Below are 17,378 nucleotides of genomic sequence, written 5' to 3'. Positions count from 1 at the left end.
ATAATATTTCAGATAACTACAAGGAGGCAACCACCATGATTGAGCTCTACAAAACCAACGCGGAGGTCATCGAGGCCGGTGACAAGTATCTGTACGGCAACCATGTCCGCATGCCCATCTCCATGGAGCGGGGCGAAGGCGCTTATGTCTTTGACAAGGACGGCAACAAGTATCTGGACTTTGTGGGCGGCATTGCCGTCAATGGTCTGGGACACTGCCATCCCGCCATTGCAAAGTGCCTGCGGGAGCGGGCGGAAACGATTCTGCACTGCTCAAACTATTTTTACAACGAGCCCGCCGTGCAGACCGCCAAGCTGATTGTTGAAAACAGTTGCTTTGACAAGGTTCTGTTTGCCAACTCCGGCGCGGAAGCCAACGAGGGCCAGATCAAGCTTGCCCGCAAGTTTGCCAAGGACCACGGCCACCCCGAGCGCTTTGTGGTCATCACCATGAAAAACTCTTTCCATGGCCGCACGCTGGCTACCGCTACCGCCACCGGCCAGTATGCCGTCCATCGCTTCTTCGAGCCCCTGCCCACCGGCTTCCGCTATGCCGAGTTTAACAATCTGAACTCCGTAAAGGATTTGATGGACGAGTATGTCTGCGGCATCCTCACCGAGCCCGTGCAGGGCGAGGGCGGCGTTCGTCCCGCTTCTCAGGAGTTTTTGCAGGGCCTGCGGGACCTGTGCGACGAGAAGGGCATTTTGCTGATGTTCGATGAGGTACAGGTTGGCTCCGGCCGCACCGGCAAGCTGTTTGCCCATCAGAACTACGGCGTGGAGCCCGATACCTGCTCCATGGCAAAGGCGCTGGGCTCCGGCGTTCCCATTGGCGCGGTCTGCGCCCGTGGCGAAGCCACCCAGACCCTCACCCCCGGCACCCACGGCTCCACCTTTGCCGGAGGCCCCTTGGCCTGCGCGCTGGCCGCCACCACGCTGGACGTGATGCTCAACGAGGGCGTCATCGACCATTGCGCCAAGGTGGGCGAATACTTCCGCCAGCAGATGCGGGAAGTGATTGCCGCAAAGCATCCCTCCGCCGTGAAGGAAATCCGGGGCCTCGGCCTGATTGACGGCATTGAGCTGAATCAGCCTTCCGGCCAGCCCGTGGTGGACCTGTGCTTCAAGGACAGCAACGTTTTGATCAACAACACCAACGGGAACGTGCTTCGTTTTGTGCCTCCCCTGATTGTCACCGAGGCAGAGATTGACATTGTAATCAAGGCCGTGGACGACGCCATGACCAAACTGGGCTGGTAAAGTCCTTCCCGGCTGCTCCTCTTCTCCGCAGGCCGCTTTTGGGCGGCCCGGGGAAGATGGCGGCCCCGGCCCGCTGGCGCCCGAACCCCTGCATGAGTGGTTTTCGGAGAGAAAAGGGCGGCATAACTGCGAAATGTCGGTTATTTCATCGAAGAGAAGAACTCACCAAATTACCGTAAAAGCATACCTCTGAACGAATACATTGGCGATCAACAAAAATCGACATGAAAAGTGAAGAAAGGTTGGTAAAACGATGAGTGGAGAAAACAAGGTAAAAGAGCCCAGAATGCCGAGACTGTGGGAGGCCCTGCTGACCATGCTGTTCCTCGTGGCCATGCTGGCAATTGGCATCGTTGTCTACGGAGTGGATCCCCACGTTCCCATGTTTATCGGCGTGATCGGCGCCGCACTGATGGCACTGTATCTCGGCTACAAGTGGGAGGACATTGAAAAGTCCATGATGGACGGCATTTACAAAGCACTGCAGTCTATCATTATTCTCACAATTATCGGCATTCTGATCGGCGTGTGGATTGACTCGGGCGTCGTTCCCTCTATGATCTACTACGGCCTGAAGGTTCTCAAGCCCAGCATCTTCTTTATCGCAGCGCTGCTGATCTGCTCTGTCACCTCTCTGGCCACCGGCACCTCCTGGGGCACCATGGGCACCATGGGCGTAGCTTTGATGGGCATTGGCATGGGCCTTGGCATGAACCCCGGCATGACTGCCGGCGCGGTCATCTCCGGCGCATACTTTGGCGACAAGATGTCCCCCCTGTCCGACACCACGAATCTGGCCCCCGCTATGGCCGGAACCGACGTGATGACCCACGTCAGATTTATGATTCTTCCCACCGCCGTGGTCTACGCTGTGTGTCTGGTGGTATACGGCGTTTTGGGCTTCACCCAGTATCACGGCGGCGAGGCCGACCTGAGTCAGGTGCAGGTCCTCTCCGACGCGCTGAGCGGCCTGTTTAACGTCAATCCGATTCTGCTGCTGCCTCCCGTTATCGTGATTGTGGCGGTGGCCTGCAAGATTCCGGCTATTCCCGGCATCACTCTTGGCATTCTCTCCGGCGCTCTGTGCGGCCTGATCTTCCAGCCGGACTGCACGTTGGGCACCCTTTTCTCCTGCGGCATGGGCGGCTATGAATGCAACACCGGCGTGGAGTCTATTGACAGCCTGCTTTCCAGCGGCGGCCTTATGAACATGATGTTCTCCGTCTCCATGACCATCATCGCTATGATGTTCGGTGGAATTATGGAGTATACGCATCAGCTCGAGGTCATCGTGAACAAGCTGAAGGTGCTTGCCAAGACCCCCGCCACGCTGGTCACTCTTACCGAAGCCACCTGCGTGATTTCCAACGCCACCATGCCCGAGCAGTACATCTCCATCGTGGTTCCCGGCCGGATGTACGCCGAGGAATACCGCAAGATGGGCCTGCACCCCAAGACTCTGTCCAACGCCTTGGAGGGCGCAGGCACCGTTACCTCCGCCCTGATCCCCTGGAACACCTGCGGCGTGTTTATTTTCAGCACCCTGGGCATTACCACCGCCCAGTATGCACCTTACGCCGTGTTTAACTGGCTGATGCCCATCGTCGTGATCGTGATGGCCTTTATGGGCCTGACCGTGGCCGATGCGGACGGCGTGCGCCTGGCAAGTAAGAAGAAGGGTGCGGCGCCGGTAGCCAAATAATTAAAAGACAGGAAGCAAATGTATGTCTGCAAACCAAACTCGTTATCCCCAATTGGAGATTGATTTGGATAAATTGCAGGAGAATCTGGCAGCGCTCAATGAGCGCTGCCAGGATTCCTGTGTGGAGGTTGCCGGCGTTGTTAAGGGCGCAACGGCGCTTCCGGAGGTGGCGCGGGTGTTCGCCCGCAGCGGCGTGCGATTCGTGGCCACCTCCCGCATCGACCAGCTTCGCGACCTGCGCGCCGCCGGGATCGAGGCGCAGCTAATGCTGATTCGCGTTCCTATGCTCTCCGAGGCGGAGGACGCGGTGGCATTGAGCGATGCCAGCCTGCAAAGCGATCTCACCGTCATCCGCGCCATGAACGCCGCTGCAAAACGGCAGGGTAAAATTCATCAGGTTCTTTTGATGATTGACCTTGGCGATTTGCGGGAGGGCTTTTGGGACGCGGAGGAAGTGGTGGACGCGGCTTTGGAAATCGAAAGCAGCCTCCAAAACCTCCGTCTGATCGGCGTTGGCGTCAACCTGAGCTGTTATGGCTCTGTGAAGCCCAACACAAGAAACATGCAGGGGCTGGTTTCTCTGGCGGCAGACGTGGAAAAAGCCATTGGCCGTCCTCTGGAGTATATCAGCGGCGGTGCGTCCACCTCCATGTACATGGTTCTGAACGGGACCATGCCCTGCCGCATGAACCTGCTCCGTCTGGGCGAAATTGTCCTTACCGGGCAAATTTACGGATGCAGCCCGGACTTTACCCACAAGGACGTATTTACCCTCAAAGCGGAGGTTGTAGAATGCCGGGACAAGCCCAGCTTCCCTGTGGGAGAGTTGACAGTGGACGCCTTCGGAAAAATTGCAAGCTACGAAGACCGGGGCATTCGGCGGCGGGCACTGGTGGCTCTTGGCCGAGTGGATTACGGCGATTTTGCCGACATCAGGCCCCGACTTCCCGGCGTGGAGATTCTGGGGGCTTCCTCCGACCACACCATTTTGGATGTGGAGGCTGTAAAAGATCAAATTCAGGTAGGCGACGTGCTGGAATTTGACGTGGCCTACCCCTCTTTGGTGTATCTGACCAACACGAGCAGCGTGGAAATTACCTATCGGGGCGGAGAACCGCGTTAAGCTCCGCAGCCATCTCTCGAACATGCCGGCAGGGCCTCCGCAAGCGGAGGTCCTGCTCATTTTTTGCAGAATCAGGCTGTCTGCCGAGATAAAATTGCAATTTATACAGGTCAATAATTTTTTACGCTATTCATTTAATGCGTTATTTGCTAAAACCGCAATATTTAGCATTGAATTTGATCTTCTTTTGGTGAAACCCACTGATACAGGTGTATTGACAATTAGTCTCCAAAGGAATATGATACATTTTGTTCTCTTTTTTGAATCTCAAAATGTTTTTGTAACATTTTAAATTTAGGCAATATAATAGCCTGCGGCTCTATCTCTGAATGCATTGCCAGATATTCTGGCTTTTTTAATAAAGACAAATTACGCACATTCCTACTGTTCTTAGTTTGTTGAAATGCGCGCTTTTGCTTTCTCGGAGACACGCTGGCAAAAGACCGTTTTGGCGCAAAACACAAAGAGAAATTGACACTGCAGGCACAAAAAATATAGCAACATTGGGTATGGGAGGATATATTATGAGAAATTTAAAAATTTCCAGAAAGCTAACCATTGGGTTCGGGACCGTTTTTGCTCTGCTGATTATTTCAACCGTTATGTCCTTATTTAGTCTGAATACACTGTATTCGCAGATTACCCGATATCAGGACGACGCTCTTCCAAACACCGTAAATGTCTGGACTTTACGCAGGTATAGCATCTCCCTGCAACGGTACATGGCTCTGGTGTTTCTGACTGACGACGCATCGCAGCAGCAGAAATATATAGATAAAATTACATCCGAGCAGGCCGGGCTTGACGAAGTGCTGGTGGATTTTAGGGTGGCTTCCGGTGCAAGTGAGGAAACCCTGAAGAGTCTTGATGAAATTATGGAAAAAAACGAGACCTATCAGCAGGTTCTGCTTTCTTATGCAAAGCGCGGCACTGTCGATTCGCTGAAACAGGGCAAACAGCTATTGATTGACGAGTATATTCCCAATGCCTCGCAAGTTGGGGATGTTGTGAACGAGGTTGCGGAAACCATCAACACCCGCATGAGCGAGCTTAACGTGCAAGCCGCGCGGACAAGAGCAATCTCGCTGGCTGTTCTTGCGGGATCCGCACTTTTTTCATTGTTTTTCTGTATTATCATCACCATTATGATTACCCGCTCGATTGCAAGGCCTATCAAGGAAATTGAAGGCGTATACAAAGAAATCGAAAAAGGCAATATGCGCGCTCAGGTTACTTATAAGAGCAAGGACGAGCTTGGCCGTATGGCTGACAGCATCCGAAACGCAAATGAAAAGATACTGTCCTACATACAGGACATCGGGGCCAAGCTGGAGCTTCTCGCAGGCGGAGATATGAGAATACGGGTTGACTTGGACTACGAAGGTGATTTCAAGCCCATTAAGCATGGCCTTGCAGCAACCGCTTCAGCGCTCAACAACGTGCTCTCCGCCATTAACGAGGCTTCAAATCAGGTTGACACAGGCGCGGGACAGGTTTCCAGCGGGGCGCAGGCTCTGGCGGCGGGAACAACCGAGCAGGCTGCAACCGTGGAAGAGCTGAACTCCTCCATCACCAGCGTCTCTCAGTTGGCCGAAAGCAATGCGCTCAGCGTGAAAAAGGCCTCTGAGTACGTAAATCAGGTCGGTGAGAGCACGGCAGTCAGCAACGAGTATATGCAGCGTCTTAACACCGTCATGAAAGAGATCGGCGACTCTTCTCAGCAAATTTCAAAGATTACAAAGCTGGTGGAAGACATCGCGTTCCAGACAAATATTCTTTCCCTGAACGCCGCTGTCGAGGCTGCCCGTGCCGGAAGCGCCGGCAAGGGTTTTGCCGTTGTCGCCGATGAGGTTAGAAACCTCGCGGCCAAGTCCGCCGAGGCCGCGCAGCAAACCGCCGAGCTGATTGAAAAGTCCGTTTCCACGGTTGCCGAGGGTGAAAAGCTGGCGGCGGATACCCTTGCGCGTCTGGCCGACGTTTCCGGAAAAGCCGGTATGGTCGTGCAGGCAATGCAGGAAATCGAAGCAGCCTCCTCAGAGCAGGCTGCTTCCATCGAGCAGGTCAGCGAGGGCCTGACGCAGGTTTCCACGGTCGTTCAGACGAATGCCGCAACTGCCGAGGAAAGCTCCGCTTCCAGCGAGGAGCTGGCCGCGCAGGCACAGGCTTTGCAGCATGAAATCGCAAAATTTAAGCTGGAGGATCATGACAGCACCGTGCAGCCCTCCTCTAAAGACCCGGAGACAGGCGCGGAGTTGGCCGAGGCTGTTCAGGAATCCCGAGCGGCGCTTACCGCAGGCCGAGAAAAATATTAAACACAGTCCATGGGAATGCACCACCGGCAGTGGTGCATTCCCATGAATATTCATAGCTTTCCTCAGCACTGACCGGAGCCGATGGACACGTCTTTTGCGGCGCACCGCCGCGTTGGTTCCATTCAAGCGCAGCTCTTTCCGGCATTGCGAAACTATAAAAAGCGCCCCTTGATTTCAACAGAAATCAAGGGGCGCTTTTGTCTGCTTATGATGCCTTCAAATCAGGGAAATCCTTATTTCCGCGGATTCTTAATGGCGGCCTGCGCCGCTGCAAGGCGGGCGATGGGCACACGGAAGGGAGAGCAGGACACATAGTCCAGACCCACCTTGTGGCAGAACTCCACGGAGGTGGGGTCGCCGCCGTGCTCGCCGCAGATGCCAAGGTGCAGATCGGAGCGGGTCTGGCGGCCAAGCTTCACGGCCATTTCCACCAGCTTGCCCACGCCGGTCTGATCCAGATGGGCGAAGGGATCGGACTCGTAAATCTTCTTCTCGTAATAGGCGTTCAGGAACTTGCCTGCGTCGTCACGGCTGAAGCCAAAGGTCATCTGAGTCAGGTCGTTGGTGCCGAAGGAGAAGAAATCGGCCTCCTTGGCAACCTCGTCGGCGGTGAGGGCAGCACGGGGAATCTCAATCATGGTGCCCACCTCATACTTCATATCAACGCCAGACTCCTTAATGAGCCTATCGGCCACGGCCACCACGATTTCGCGGACGTACTTCAGCTCTTTCACCTCGCCGATCAGGGGAATCATGATGTTGGGGGTGATGCTGTACACGCCCTTTTTGGTGACGGCGATGGCGGCATTGATGACAGCGGTGGTCTGCATCTCGGCAATCTCCGGATAGGAAACGGCCAGACGGCAGCCGCGATGGCCCATCATGGGGTTAAACTCGTGAAGGCCCTCGATGACGTTTTTCAGCTTCTCCACGGTAATGTTCAACTCGCCGGCAATCTCCTGAATGTCGGACTCCTTGGTGGGCAGGAACTCGTGCAGAGGGGGGTCTAGGAAGCGGATGATAACGGGGCATCCCTCCATGGCCTCATAAATACCCTCAAAGTCGCTCTGCTGATAGGGCAGGAGCTTGTCGAGAGCCTTGCGGCGCTCCTCCTCCGTCTCAGCCACGATCATCTCCCGCATTGCTTTGATACGCGCACCCTCAAAGAACATATGCTCCGTGCGGCAAAGGCCGATGCCTTCCGCGCCAAAGCCGCGGCCCTGAGCGGCATCTCTGGGCGTATCGGCGTTGGTGTAAACGCCCATCTGGCGATACTCGTCGGCCCAGCCCATCATACGGCCGAAATAGCCGGAGTTGGGGTCGGCAGGGATGGTGCCCACGGCCTCGCCGTAGATATTGCCGGTGGAGCCATCCAGAGAAATCCAAGTGCCCTCGGAATAGGTTTTTCCGCCCAGCTCAAACTGCTTCTTCTCATAGCTCACCACGATTTCGCCGCAGCCGGACACGCAGCAGGTGCCCATGCCACGGGCCACCACGGCGGCGTGAGAGGTCATGCCGCCCCGGACGGTGAGAATGCCCTGCGCAACCTGCATGCCCTCGATATCCTCCGGAGAAGTCTCCAGCCGGACCAGAATCACCTTTTCGCCCCGGTCGGACCACTCCTTGGCGTCCTCGGCGGTGAAGACCACGCGGCCGCAGGCAGCGCCCGGAGATGCGGCCAGACCCTTGCCGATGACGGCGGCTTTTTTCAGGGCCTCAGGGTCAAACTGGGGGTGCAGCAGTGCGTCCAGCTGCTTGGGGTCCACCCGCAAAACGGCTTCCTTCTCGGTAATCATGCCCTCGTCCACCAGATCCACAGCCACCTTCAGGGCGGCGGCGGCGGTGCGCTTGCCGTTGCGGGTCTGAAGCATATAGAGCTTGCGGTCCTGAATGGTAAACTCCATATCCTGCATATCGCGGTAATGGGCCTCCAGCTTGTTGGCAATCTGGGCAAACTCCTCGTAAACCTCGGGCATCTCGTCCTTCAGCTTGCTGATGGGAGAGGGAGTCCGCACGCCGGCCACCACGTCCTCGCCCTGAGCGTTGATGAGATACTCGCCAAACAGAGCCTTTTCGCCGGTGGCGGGGTTGCGGGTGAAAGCCACGCCGGTGCCGGAGTTATTTCCGGTGTTGCCGAAGACCATGGACTGCACGTTGACGGCGGTGCCCCAGTCGTAGGGAATCTCGTTCATCCGACGATAGAAGTTGGCCCGGGGATTGTCCCAGGACCGGAACACGGCTTTCACGGACTCCATCAACTGAACCTTGGGGTCCTGCGGGAAGTCCTCGCCCTTTTCCTTCTTGTAAAATTCCTTGAATTTGACGGTCAGCGCCTTCATATCCTCGGCGTCCAGATCCAGATCGTTTTCCACGCCCTTTTTGGCCTTCATCTCGTCGATGATTTCCTCGAAGCGCTTCTTGCTCAGCTCCATCACCACGTCAGAGAACATCTGAATGAACCGGCGATAGGAGTCATAGGCAAAGCGGGGATTGCCGGTCTTCTTGGCAAAGCCCTCCACGGCCACGTCGTTCAGGCCCAGATTCAGGATGGTGTCCATCATGCCGGGCATGGAGGCCCGTGCGCCGGAGCGGACGGAAACCAGCAGCGGGTCGCTGGGGTCGCCGAACTTCTTGCCGTTTTCCCCCTCCAGCCAGGTCATATTCTCCTCAATCTCCGCCTGAATGCCGGCGCTGATCTGGCGACCGTCGGTATAATACTGGGTGCAGGCCTCGGTTGTGATGGTGAAGCCCTGAGGGACGGGCATCCCGGCCAGAGTCATCTCGGCCAGGTTTGCGCCCTTGCCGCCCAGCAGCTCGCGCATTTCCTTATTTCCCTCGGAAAATTTGTAGACATATTTTTTTGCCATGTGTTTTTCCTCCGTCTTAGAATTGCCCTGCGGCAGGGAAAGCCAGTAAACGATTGCCTCAAGAATTGAATAGAATCATTATATAGGGATATGAAGGAAAAGACAAGTCACAATTCAATCATACGAACTACGGAGAGCAAAAATTGCAAGAGAAATTTTGTACAATTTCTACAACGCACATGAAATTCCGGCCTAAAAACGGAGCGAGTTGATTTATTCACATATTTGACATATAATACAAGCAACTGTAAAATAGGTAAAAATTACGAGGAGGGCTAACTAAATATGCCTTTTAACTTCAATTTTACGCCCGGAAACGGCTTTGATCCCAACGGCTCCGGGGGCTTTGGGGGACCTCAAAGCGACGGAAACGGGGCCACTCCCCCGCCATTTACTCGGCGGCCCAAAAAGGAGCGCAAGCCCCGCAAGTCCGTTGGCAACCGCTTTACACGCGTGCTGCTCAATCTGCTGGTGACGCTGGCGGTTGGGCTGGTTTACTTTTATGTAAATCTGCCTGCGCTGAATTTCCAAAGCCAGGAGTTTTATGTGTTTCTATTCCTGCTGTGCGCGGTATACTGCGGCTGCGCGGTGCTCACCTCCGGCTTTCAGGGCGACGGAGCGAAGGGTTACTTCCATTTTGTAAAAAAGCAGTGCACAATTCCCTTTTCTCTGGCATTGGCAATGATTATTGTGACGGCGGTGGGCTCGCTTGCGGGCTGGGTGGTCATTCGCGCCAAGAGTTACAGTGAGCTGCTTCCGATTGAGACCGGAGACTTTGCCCAGGATGTGGATGAGATCTCCTATGATCAGATTCCCATGCTGGATGCGGACTCCGCCGCCCTGCTGGGCAACCGGAAGCTGGGCGAGCTGGCGGACATGGTTTCCCAGTTTGAGATTCTCAGCACCTATACCCAGATTAACTACCGGGGCCGCCCTGTCCGCGTCACCTCTCTGGCTTACGGCGATCTGATCAAATGGTTTACGAACCGGGCGGAGGGCCTTCCGGCCTATATCATCATTGACATGGTGACGCAGGACGCGGATGTAATCCGGCTTCCCGAGGGTATGAAATACACCGTGGCGGAGCACTTTGGCCGCAATCTTAACCGGCACCTTCGGTTTCAGTTCCCCACCATGATGTTTGACGCGCCGGTGTTTGAGATTGACGAGGAGGGCGTTCCCTATTGGGTCAGCGCCCGCATTGTGAAAACCATCGGCCTGTTTGGCGGCGTGGATATCCATGGCGCGGTGCTCACCAACGCCATCACCGGCGAAAGCACGTATTACGAGGATGTTCCCACTTGGGTGGACCGGGTGTACAACAGCGAGCTGGTGATGCAGCAGTACGACTATTACGGAAGCTATCACAGCGGCTTTTTTAACTCCATCTTCGGTCAGCGCAATGTAACCCAGACCACGGATGGCTATAATTATATTGCCATCGGAGACGACGTGTATATGTACACCGGCGTTACCTCTGTCACCTCCGACGAGTCCATTATCGGCTTTTTGCTGTGCAACCAGCGGACCAAGGAGACGCATTTCTACTCCATCGCGGGGGCCACGGAGTATTCCGCTCGCGGCTCCGCCCAGAGCAAGGTCCAGCAGATGAACTATAACGCAACCTTCCCCCTGCTTTTGAACATCGCCGAGCAGCCCACCTATTTTATGGCGCTGAAGGGCGCGGACGGCCTGGTGAAGATGTACGCCATGGTCAACGTCCAGCAGTATCAGATCGTGGCCACCGGGTCCACCCTTGCGGAGTGCGAAATCAACTACCGCACGGCTTTGGCGGACAACAAGCTGATTGACAACGATCAGGCGGAGGTGGTCCCCTCCGATCAGCAGGAAATTTCGGGTGTTTTGGCAGAAATCCGCTCGGCGGTGATGGACGGAAACAGCTATTACTTCCTGCGTTTGGAGGGGGCGGATACGTTCTACGCCGTCAGCGCGGCAAAAAATCCTCTGGCGGTGATTCTCAACGTGGGCGACCGGGTGCGTGTCACCTATACCGCCGGCAGCGAGGGCAGCATCCTCACGGCGGGCAGCGTGACGGCAGAGGGCAAAACGGCGGAGTCAGTTTTGCCTCCCGCCCAGACGGACGTTTCGGAGCCCGAAGGAGCGCAGACGGAGCAGGCGCCTGCCGACGTGCAGTCCCCCGCTGAGGTTGCGTGAGTTCTTTAACCCTTCGCGGGACGATCAAACGCGGTCGCAAAGGTTTCTATCTGAACTTTCGGATAATCAAGCACATCAATTATAATTGTGCTATGCGCAAAAAACGGTGGACGGTCATATGACCGTCCACCGCTTCTTGCAGGTTCAGATATTACTTGTGCACGCAGAGCTTTTCATCCGTATAGCTGAGGTGGGCCGTGTCGCCCGATTTCAGGCCCCCGCTGAGCAATTGCTCCGCCACGGCGTCCTCCACCTTGCTTTGAATGGCCCGGCGCAGAGGCCTCGCGCCATATTTGGGGTCAAACCCTTCCTTGGCAAGGGCCTCCACCGCCGCGTCGTCGGCCTCCAGCTTCACGCCCATGGCGGACATGCGCTTTTCGGTGGCCTTCAGCATCCGGCGGGCAATTTCGGTGATGTCCCCCTGTGTCAGGCGGTGGAAGACAATGATGTCGTCAATCCGGTTCAAAAACTCGGGACGGAAGGTGCGCCGCAGCTCATCCAGCACCAGCTCGCGGGCCTTTTCATAGGCTCCCGCTTCATCGTTCACAGCCGCGCCGCTGTCAAAGCCCAGCCGGTTTCCGGCGGAGGTAATGCTGGACGCGCCCACGTTGCTGGTCATGACGATGACGGTGTTTTTGAAGTCCACGGTGCGGCCTTGAGAATCGGTAATGCGTCCGTCTTCAAGGATTTGCAGCAAGATGTTCCACACGTCCTCGTGGGCCTTTTCTATCTCGTCGAACAGCACCACGGAATAGGGCTTTCTGCGAACCTTTTCCGTCAGTTGTCCGCCCTCCTCGTGGCCCACATAGCCGGGGGGAGAGCCAATCAGACGGGAGACCGTGTGCCGCTCCATATACTCGGACATATCAATGCGGATCATGGCCTTCTCGTCGCCGAACATGGACTCTGCCAAAGCCTTGCTCAGCTCGGTTTTCCCCACGCCCGTGGGGCCGAGGAACAGGAAGGAGCCGATGGGCCGCTTGGGATCCTTCAACCCCACCCGGCTTCGGCGGATGGCTCTTGCAACAGCCGCCACGGCCTCGCTTTGACCCACCACCCGCTGGTGAAGTTCGTCTTCCATCCGCAGCAGTCGGGCGCCCTCGTCTTCTGTCAGGCGGGTGACGGGGATTCCCGTCCACTCTGCCACCACGGCAGCCACATCCTCCGCCCGCACGGGGCGGTGAGAGGAATTGTTCCGGCGGCGTTTGTCCCGCTCCAGTTCCGCCTGCTCCTGATAATCCCTTTCGATATCCCGAAGCTGGGCGGCCTTTTCATAGTCCTGCGCCGCCACGGCGGCGGTTTTGTCCTTTTGCAAAGCCGCGATTTTCTCCTCCAGACTCTTCAGCTCTTCGGAGGGCTCTTCCTCCTCCATCCGTACCCTAGAGGAGGCCTCGTCCATCAGGTCGATGGCTTTGTCGGGCAGAAACCGGTCGTTGATATACCGGGAAGAAAGCTCTACGGCGGCGGAGAGGGCCTCGTCGGTAATTTTCAGCTTGTGATGCTGCTCATACCGCTTGCGCAGCCCCTTGAGAATTTCAAGACTGGCCTCCTGCGTCGGCTCGCCCACCTGAACGGGCTGGAACCGCCGCTCCAAAGCTGCGTCCTTTTCAATATACTGGCGGTACTCATTTAGTGTGGTTGCACCAAGGCAGCGGATTTCGCCGCGGCCCAGCGCAGGCTTGATAATGTTGGCCGCGTCCACGGCGCCCTCGGCGCTGCCCGCGCCCACAATGGTGTGCAGCTCGTCGATGAAAAGAATCACGTCTCCGTCTCGCTTTACCTCGTCCAGCGCCTTTTTGATGCGCTCTTCAAACTCGCCGCGGTACTTGGTTCCGGCAACCATGCCGGAGAGGTCCAGAGAAAGCACCCGCTTATCCAGCAGCTCGTCGGGCACATCGCCCAGCGCAATTTTCCGGGCCAGCCCTTCGGCGATGGCGGTTTTGCCAACACCCGGCTCTCCAATCAGAACGGGGTTGTTTTTTGTCCGGCGGGACAGAATTTGGATCACTCTTTGAATCTCTGCGTCCCGTCCGATCACTGGGTCCAGCTTTCCCGCCCGAGCGCTTGCGGTCAGGTCTCGGGTAAACTCCCGCAGGGTTTTGTCCTGACTGTCATCCCGAACGCCCCCGGTAGGCCGGGTCCCTTCTCGGCCCTGCGCCCGGGGAGCCTCGTTCATTTTCTGCATCAGGGCGGTGTAAAGCTGCTTGGCATCCATCCCGGCGGTCCGCAGGATGCGCACCGCCATGTTGTTCCCTTCCCGCAGAAGGCCCGCCAGCAAATGGGCGGTGCCCACAAAGTTATAGCCACCTCGGGCCGCGTCCTCCACAGCCAGCTCCACCACCCGCTTAGCGCGGGGCGTCAGTCCCTGCGCGGGGTTGCCGCCAGGCAGGCCCGCCCCCACGCTCTTTTTAATAATTTCCACAATCATGCCGTCGGTCAGTCCGGCGGTTTCCAGCACACCGTGAGCCGTGCCGTTCGGTTCTCTCAAAAGGCCCAACAGAAGATGCTCGGTCCCCACATAGCCGTGGCCCAGCTCTCCCGCCGCCTCCTGTCCCAGCCGCAGGGCCTCTTCGGCTCTGGGGCTGAATCTTGTCTCATTCATTGTTTTTCTCCCCTTTCAAAGGAAAGTCCTTGTTATTCCGCTTTGGGCGGCGCCTGATCCTTGGCAGGCGCATGGTTCTGCGGCTTTTCCTGCTCCAGCTCCCGAATCTGGTCCCGTAGCTGGGCGGCCTTTTCAAAGTCCTCCCGCAGCACGGCGGCTCTCTGCTCAAGACGCAGAGCGTTCAACTGGCGCATTTTCGCAAAATATGCCTGCTCTTTCTCCTCCACCAAAGGCTTTTCCCGGACCTCCTGCTGCTGCGCAGGAGCCGCGCCCAGCGCGGGCATTTGGCGGAAGAAATCGTCGAAAATGTCCTCCCCAAAAAGGGACGGTCCCAACAGAGAGGGTTGAGGGCTGAAAAAGCTGTCCAGCAGTCCGCCGCCGAAAAAGTCCTGCATCATTCTGCGGTTATGCGCCACCACCGCCTGAGTGTAGCCCAGCTTTTCGGCGCATTCGCTGCAAAGATGGGCTTTTTCCACATGCCCGTTCACGTTGCTCTCATAAACGAAGTTCACTTCATTCTTTCCACAATGTTCGCATTTCATAATTGTTTCCTCCTCAAGTCTATATAAAAATCATTATTAAAAACAGTTGTACTGTGCGCCACCCTGTCTTCCCGGCGCGTGGACGGGGAAAATCACTCCACCTGATGAATCAAAACCTGCTTCATCATTTCCGCCCGGACGAAATCCCGTAGCTCTCGGGGCACAGCCCCCAGCACCCGGTCGTCCATACAGGTCAACAGTGTTTCCCCCACGCTGTCCTCCAGCGCACCGGAGGACACCAAGTTGCTCAAAATCGCTCTTGCCGAGGGAAAATCCAGCCGGTCGCCCACGGAGTTAATCACATGCATCAGCAGCGTCTGCCGGTCCATCCGCACCCGGGTAATCCGGATATAGCCGTTGCCACCCCGGCGGCTTTCCACGATATAGCCGTGCTCAGGGGAAAACCGGGTGCTCATTACGTAGTTAATCTGGCTTGGCACGCAGTTAAACCGCTGGGCCAAATCGCTTCTCTGCACCTCCAGCACTCCGCCGTCAGTCTCGTTCAGGCTTTCTTGCAGGAAGCTGGCAATCAAATCGGAAATACCCACTTGAACCGCCTCTTTCTCTTATGTTAATTCATTCATAGCGCCTTGTATCAGGTTTGACTTTGACTTTCTTTAACCTTTGCTTGATACGTAGTATAGCACCGCCAGCAAAAATGTCAATGGGTATTTTTTGACTTTCTTTGACCAAATTGAAAAGAAATTGTGAACACCACCCAACCTCTCTCAAAAGTTACGAAAAACGCGGTTATACACGACAAACTGCCTAAATTTCCAATATATTTTTCACAGAAACGCTTGCTTTTTTTTTAACGTGTGCTACAATAAGTTTACTAATTTTATGGAGGTGCTTTTCCATGGCTTACAAGATTACTTCTGCCTGCGTAAGCTGCGGCTCCTGCGCGGATGTTTGCCCCGCCGGTGCTATCAGCCAGGGTGATGATTCCTATGTGATCGATGCCGGCGCTTGCCTGGACTGCGGTGCTTGCAGCGATACCTGCCCCAGCAGCGCCATCGTTCCCGGCGAATAACCAGATTCGTACATAAAAGCGCCGCAGGTTTTCTGCGGTGCTTTTATTATGCCCGGAGGGGCATCTCTTGCGCGGGGCGGTACTTTGCCGTATAATAGAAGCACATCAGTCGGAAAGGGGGCGCTCGCCGTGGAGCAATGGGACAGTCTGTGCCCCGGGGGCCTGCGCTTTTGCTGGGACGAGCGCGCCCACAAGCCCGGCACCGACAGTTTTTTGCTGGGGAGCTTTCCCCCGCTGCGTCCCGGTCTGCGGGTCTGCGATCTTGGCAGCGGAACGGGGCTTTTGGGTCTGCTTCTCCTTCAGCGGCAGCGGGAGCTGCAAATCACCGGCGTTGAAATTCAGCCCCACGCCGCCGTGCTCTCCGACATGGCGGCGGCAGAAAACGCTCTTGGGGACCGTCTGCGGACCCTGCGGGGCGATTTGCGTCAAATTCGGGAGCTTTTGCCCGCCGGGAGCTTCGATCTGTGCGTCTCCAATCCCCCTTATTTTTCGGACGGAAGCGGCGCAACCGCTCCGATCCCTTCAAGGCGGACGGCCCGCAGCGAGACGGACTGCACCCTTTCGGATTTATGCCGCGCGGCGGCATATCTGCTGCGCTGGGGTAGTGCTTTTTGTCTGGTCCACCGCCCGGAGCGGCTGTGCGACTTGCTCTGCGCCCTGCGGGAAAACGGACTGGAGCCAAAGCGACTGCGGATGGTAGAATCCCGTCCGGAAGCCGCGCCGTCTCTTTTACTGTTAGAGGCCCGCCGGGGCGGAAAGCCCGGCCTTGCCATCGGGCCGCCTTTGTGCCTGACAGATGCGTCCGGTATGCCCTCGGCGGAATATGCCGCCGCCTATTTCCGAACACCTGAACAAAAGGAGAACACGCCATGAGCGGAACGCTGTATCTGGTCGCCACGCCCATCGGGAATCTGGGCGACTTTTCTCCCCGGGCGGTGGAGACGCTGAGAACGGTGGATTTTATTGCCGCCGAAGACACCCGCGTTTCGGTAAAACTGCTGAATCACTTTGAAATCAAGCGCCCGATGGTGAGCTATCACGCCCACAGCCACGTTTCCGCCGGGCAGTCTATTTTAAACCGCCTGCTGGCGGGAGAGAACTGCGCTCTGGTGACGGACGCAGGCACGCCCGCCGTCTCCGACCCGGGAGAGGAGCTGGTGCGCCTTTGCGCGGAGCAGGGTGTGGAGATTCTGGCCATCCCCGGCTGCTGCGCGGCGGTGAACGCGTTGGCAGTGAGCGGTCTACCCACAGGCCGATTTACCTTCGAGGGTTTTCTTTCCACCAACAAAAAGGAGCGGAGAGAGCACCTTTCCTCCCTCCAAAACGAACGCCGCACCATGCTGTTTCACGAAGCGCCCCACAAGCTGCGCACCACGCTGGACGATTTGTACGCCTTTTTCGGCCCGGAGCGGAAAATTGCCCTGTGCAGGGAGCTGACCAAGCTGCATGAAGAGACGATGCGCTGCACGCTGGGAGAAGCCGTGGCTTACTACCGGGAGAACAGTCCACGGGGAGAATATGTCCTCGTGCTGGAGGGAGCAGCCCCTCCGGCGGAGACGGAAATTACGCCTGAGGAGGGCGTCCGTCAGGTGCTGGAGCTGAAAAGCCGGGGCCTGCGAATGAAGGACGCCGTGCGGCAGGTCGCTGAGGCCACGGGTCTTTCCCGGAACGAGCTGTACAGCGCCGCCGTGGCCGCCGAAGCGGAGGAGCTTTAAAGAAGCAGACCCGCTTCCAAAATTCCTGCTTCAGCATTTCACATAAGT

At 56.7% G+C, this 17,378-nt stretch carries 12 protein-coding genes; 8 read left to right on the top strand and 4 right to left on the bottom strand.

Annotated features, from left to right (window positions below; all coding sequences use genetic code 11):
- Nucleotides 1-35 precede the first annotated feature (35 nt).
- From RTU96_RS05010 to RTU96_RS04995, 4 genes are all read left to right on the top strand, one after another.
- On the top strand, nt 36-1,259 hold the full coding sequence (locus RTU96_RS05010; protein ID WP_312635301.1) for an aspartate aminotransferase family protein: 1,224 nt from the start codon (nt 36-38) through the stop codon (nt 1,257-1,259).
- A gap of 286 nt (nt 1,260-1,545) precedes the next feature.
- On the top strand, nt 1,546-2,961 hold the full coding sequence (gene nhaC / locus RTU96_RS05005) for a Na+/H+ antiporter NhaC (RefSeq protein WP_294855463.1): 1,416 nt from the start codon (nt 1,546-1,548) through the stop codon (nt 2,959-2,961).
- Between the two features lie 22 nt (nt 2,962-2,983).
- Nucleotides 2,984-4,084, top strand: coding sequence for an alanine racemase (locus RTU96_RS05000; RefSeq protein ID WP_312635300.1), 1,101 nt, complete (start codon nt 2,984-2,986; stop codon nt 4,082-4,084).
- Between the two features lie 524 nt (nt 4,085-4,608).
- Entirely contained in the window at nt 4,609-6,396 is a 1,788-nt protein-coding gene (locus RTU96_RS04995; protein ID WP_312635299.1) for a methyl-accepting chemotaxis protein, read from the top strand.
- 233 nt (nt 6,397-6,629) lie between these two features.
- Here RTU96_RS04995 and ppdK read toward each other — a convergent pair whose 3' ends face one another.
- A complete protein-coding gene (ppdK, locus tag RTU96_RS04990) occupies nt 6,630-9,263 on the bottom strand; it encodes a pyruvate, phosphate dikinase (protein WP_312635297.1) in 2,634 nt (877 codons plus the stop codon).
- Between the two features lie 285 nt (nt 9,264-9,548).
- On the opposite strand from ppdK, the gene RTU96_RS04985 reads away from it, so the two are divergent.
- Nucleotides 9,549-11,438, top strand: coding sequence for a CvpA family protein (locus RTU96_RS04985; protein WP_312635296.1), 1,890 nt, complete (start codon nt 9,549-9,551; stop codon nt 11,436-11,438).
- Nucleotides 11,439-11,589: 151 nt separating this feature from the next.
- Here the strand turns inward: RTU96_RS04985 and RTU96_RS04980 are convergent, their stop codons facing one another.
- The 3 genes from RTU96_RS04980 to RTU96_RS04970 form a co-directional block, all read right to left on the bottom strand.
- Entirely contained in the window at nt 11,590-14,040 is a 2,451-nt protein-coding gene (locus tag RTU96_RS04980) for an ATP-dependent Clp protease ATP-binding subunit (protein WP_312635295.1), read from the bottom strand.
- A 32-nt stretch (nt 14,041-14,072) separates the two neighbouring features.
- A complete protein-coding gene (locus RTU96_RS04975) occupies nt 14,073-14,582 on the bottom strand; it encodes a UvrB/UvrC motif-containing protein (protein WP_312635294.1) in 510 nt (169 codons plus the stop codon).
- A gap of 92 nt (nt 14,583-14,674) precedes the next feature.
- Complete coding sequence (locus RTU96_RS04970; protein ID WP_312635293.1) at nt 14,675-15,130, bottom strand: CtsR family transcriptional regulator; 456 nt, start codon at nt 15,128-15,130, stop codon at nt 14,675-14,677.
- Nucleotides 15,131-15,441: 311 nt separating this feature from the next.
- On the opposite strand from RTU96_RS04970, the gene RTU96_RS04965 reads away from it, so the two are divergent.
- The 3 genes from RTU96_RS04965 (at nt 15,442) to rsmI (ending at nt 17,330) form a co-directional block, all read left to right on the top strand.
- On the top strand, nt 15,442-15,615 hold the full coding sequence (locus RTU96_RS04965; RefSeq protein ID WP_293009967.1) for a DUF362 domain-containing protein: 174 nt from the start codon (nt 15,442-15,444) through the stop codon (nt 15,613-15,615).
- 129 nt (nt 15,616-15,744) lie between these two features.
- Nucleotides 15,745-16,488: a methyltransferase gene (locus RTU96_RS04960; protein WP_312635291.1), complete on the top strand. Its 744-nt coding sequence runs from the start codon at nt 15,745-15,747 to the stop codon at nt 16,486-16,488.
- Nucleotides 16,485-17,330 (top strand): 16S rRNA (cytidine(1402)-2'-O)-methyltransferase, encoded by an 846-nt coding sequence (gene rsmI / locus RTU96_RS04955; RefSeq protein WP_312635290.1) that lies wholly within the window; start codon nt 16,485-16,487, stop codon nt 17,328-17,330. Before RTU96_RS04960 ends, rsmI begins: the two co-directional genes overlap by 4 nt.
- The last annotated feature ends 48 nt before the right edge of the window (nt 17,331-17,378 follow it).

The sequence above is a fragment of the Oscillibacter sp. genome, assembly GCF_032018205.1.
Lineage (GTDB): Bacteria > Bacillota > Clostridia > Oscillospirales > Oscillospiraceae > Oscillibacter.
The sequence above is the reverse complement of the archived record's forward strand: the minus strand, read 5'-3'. Positions and strand labels throughout refer to the sequence as shown.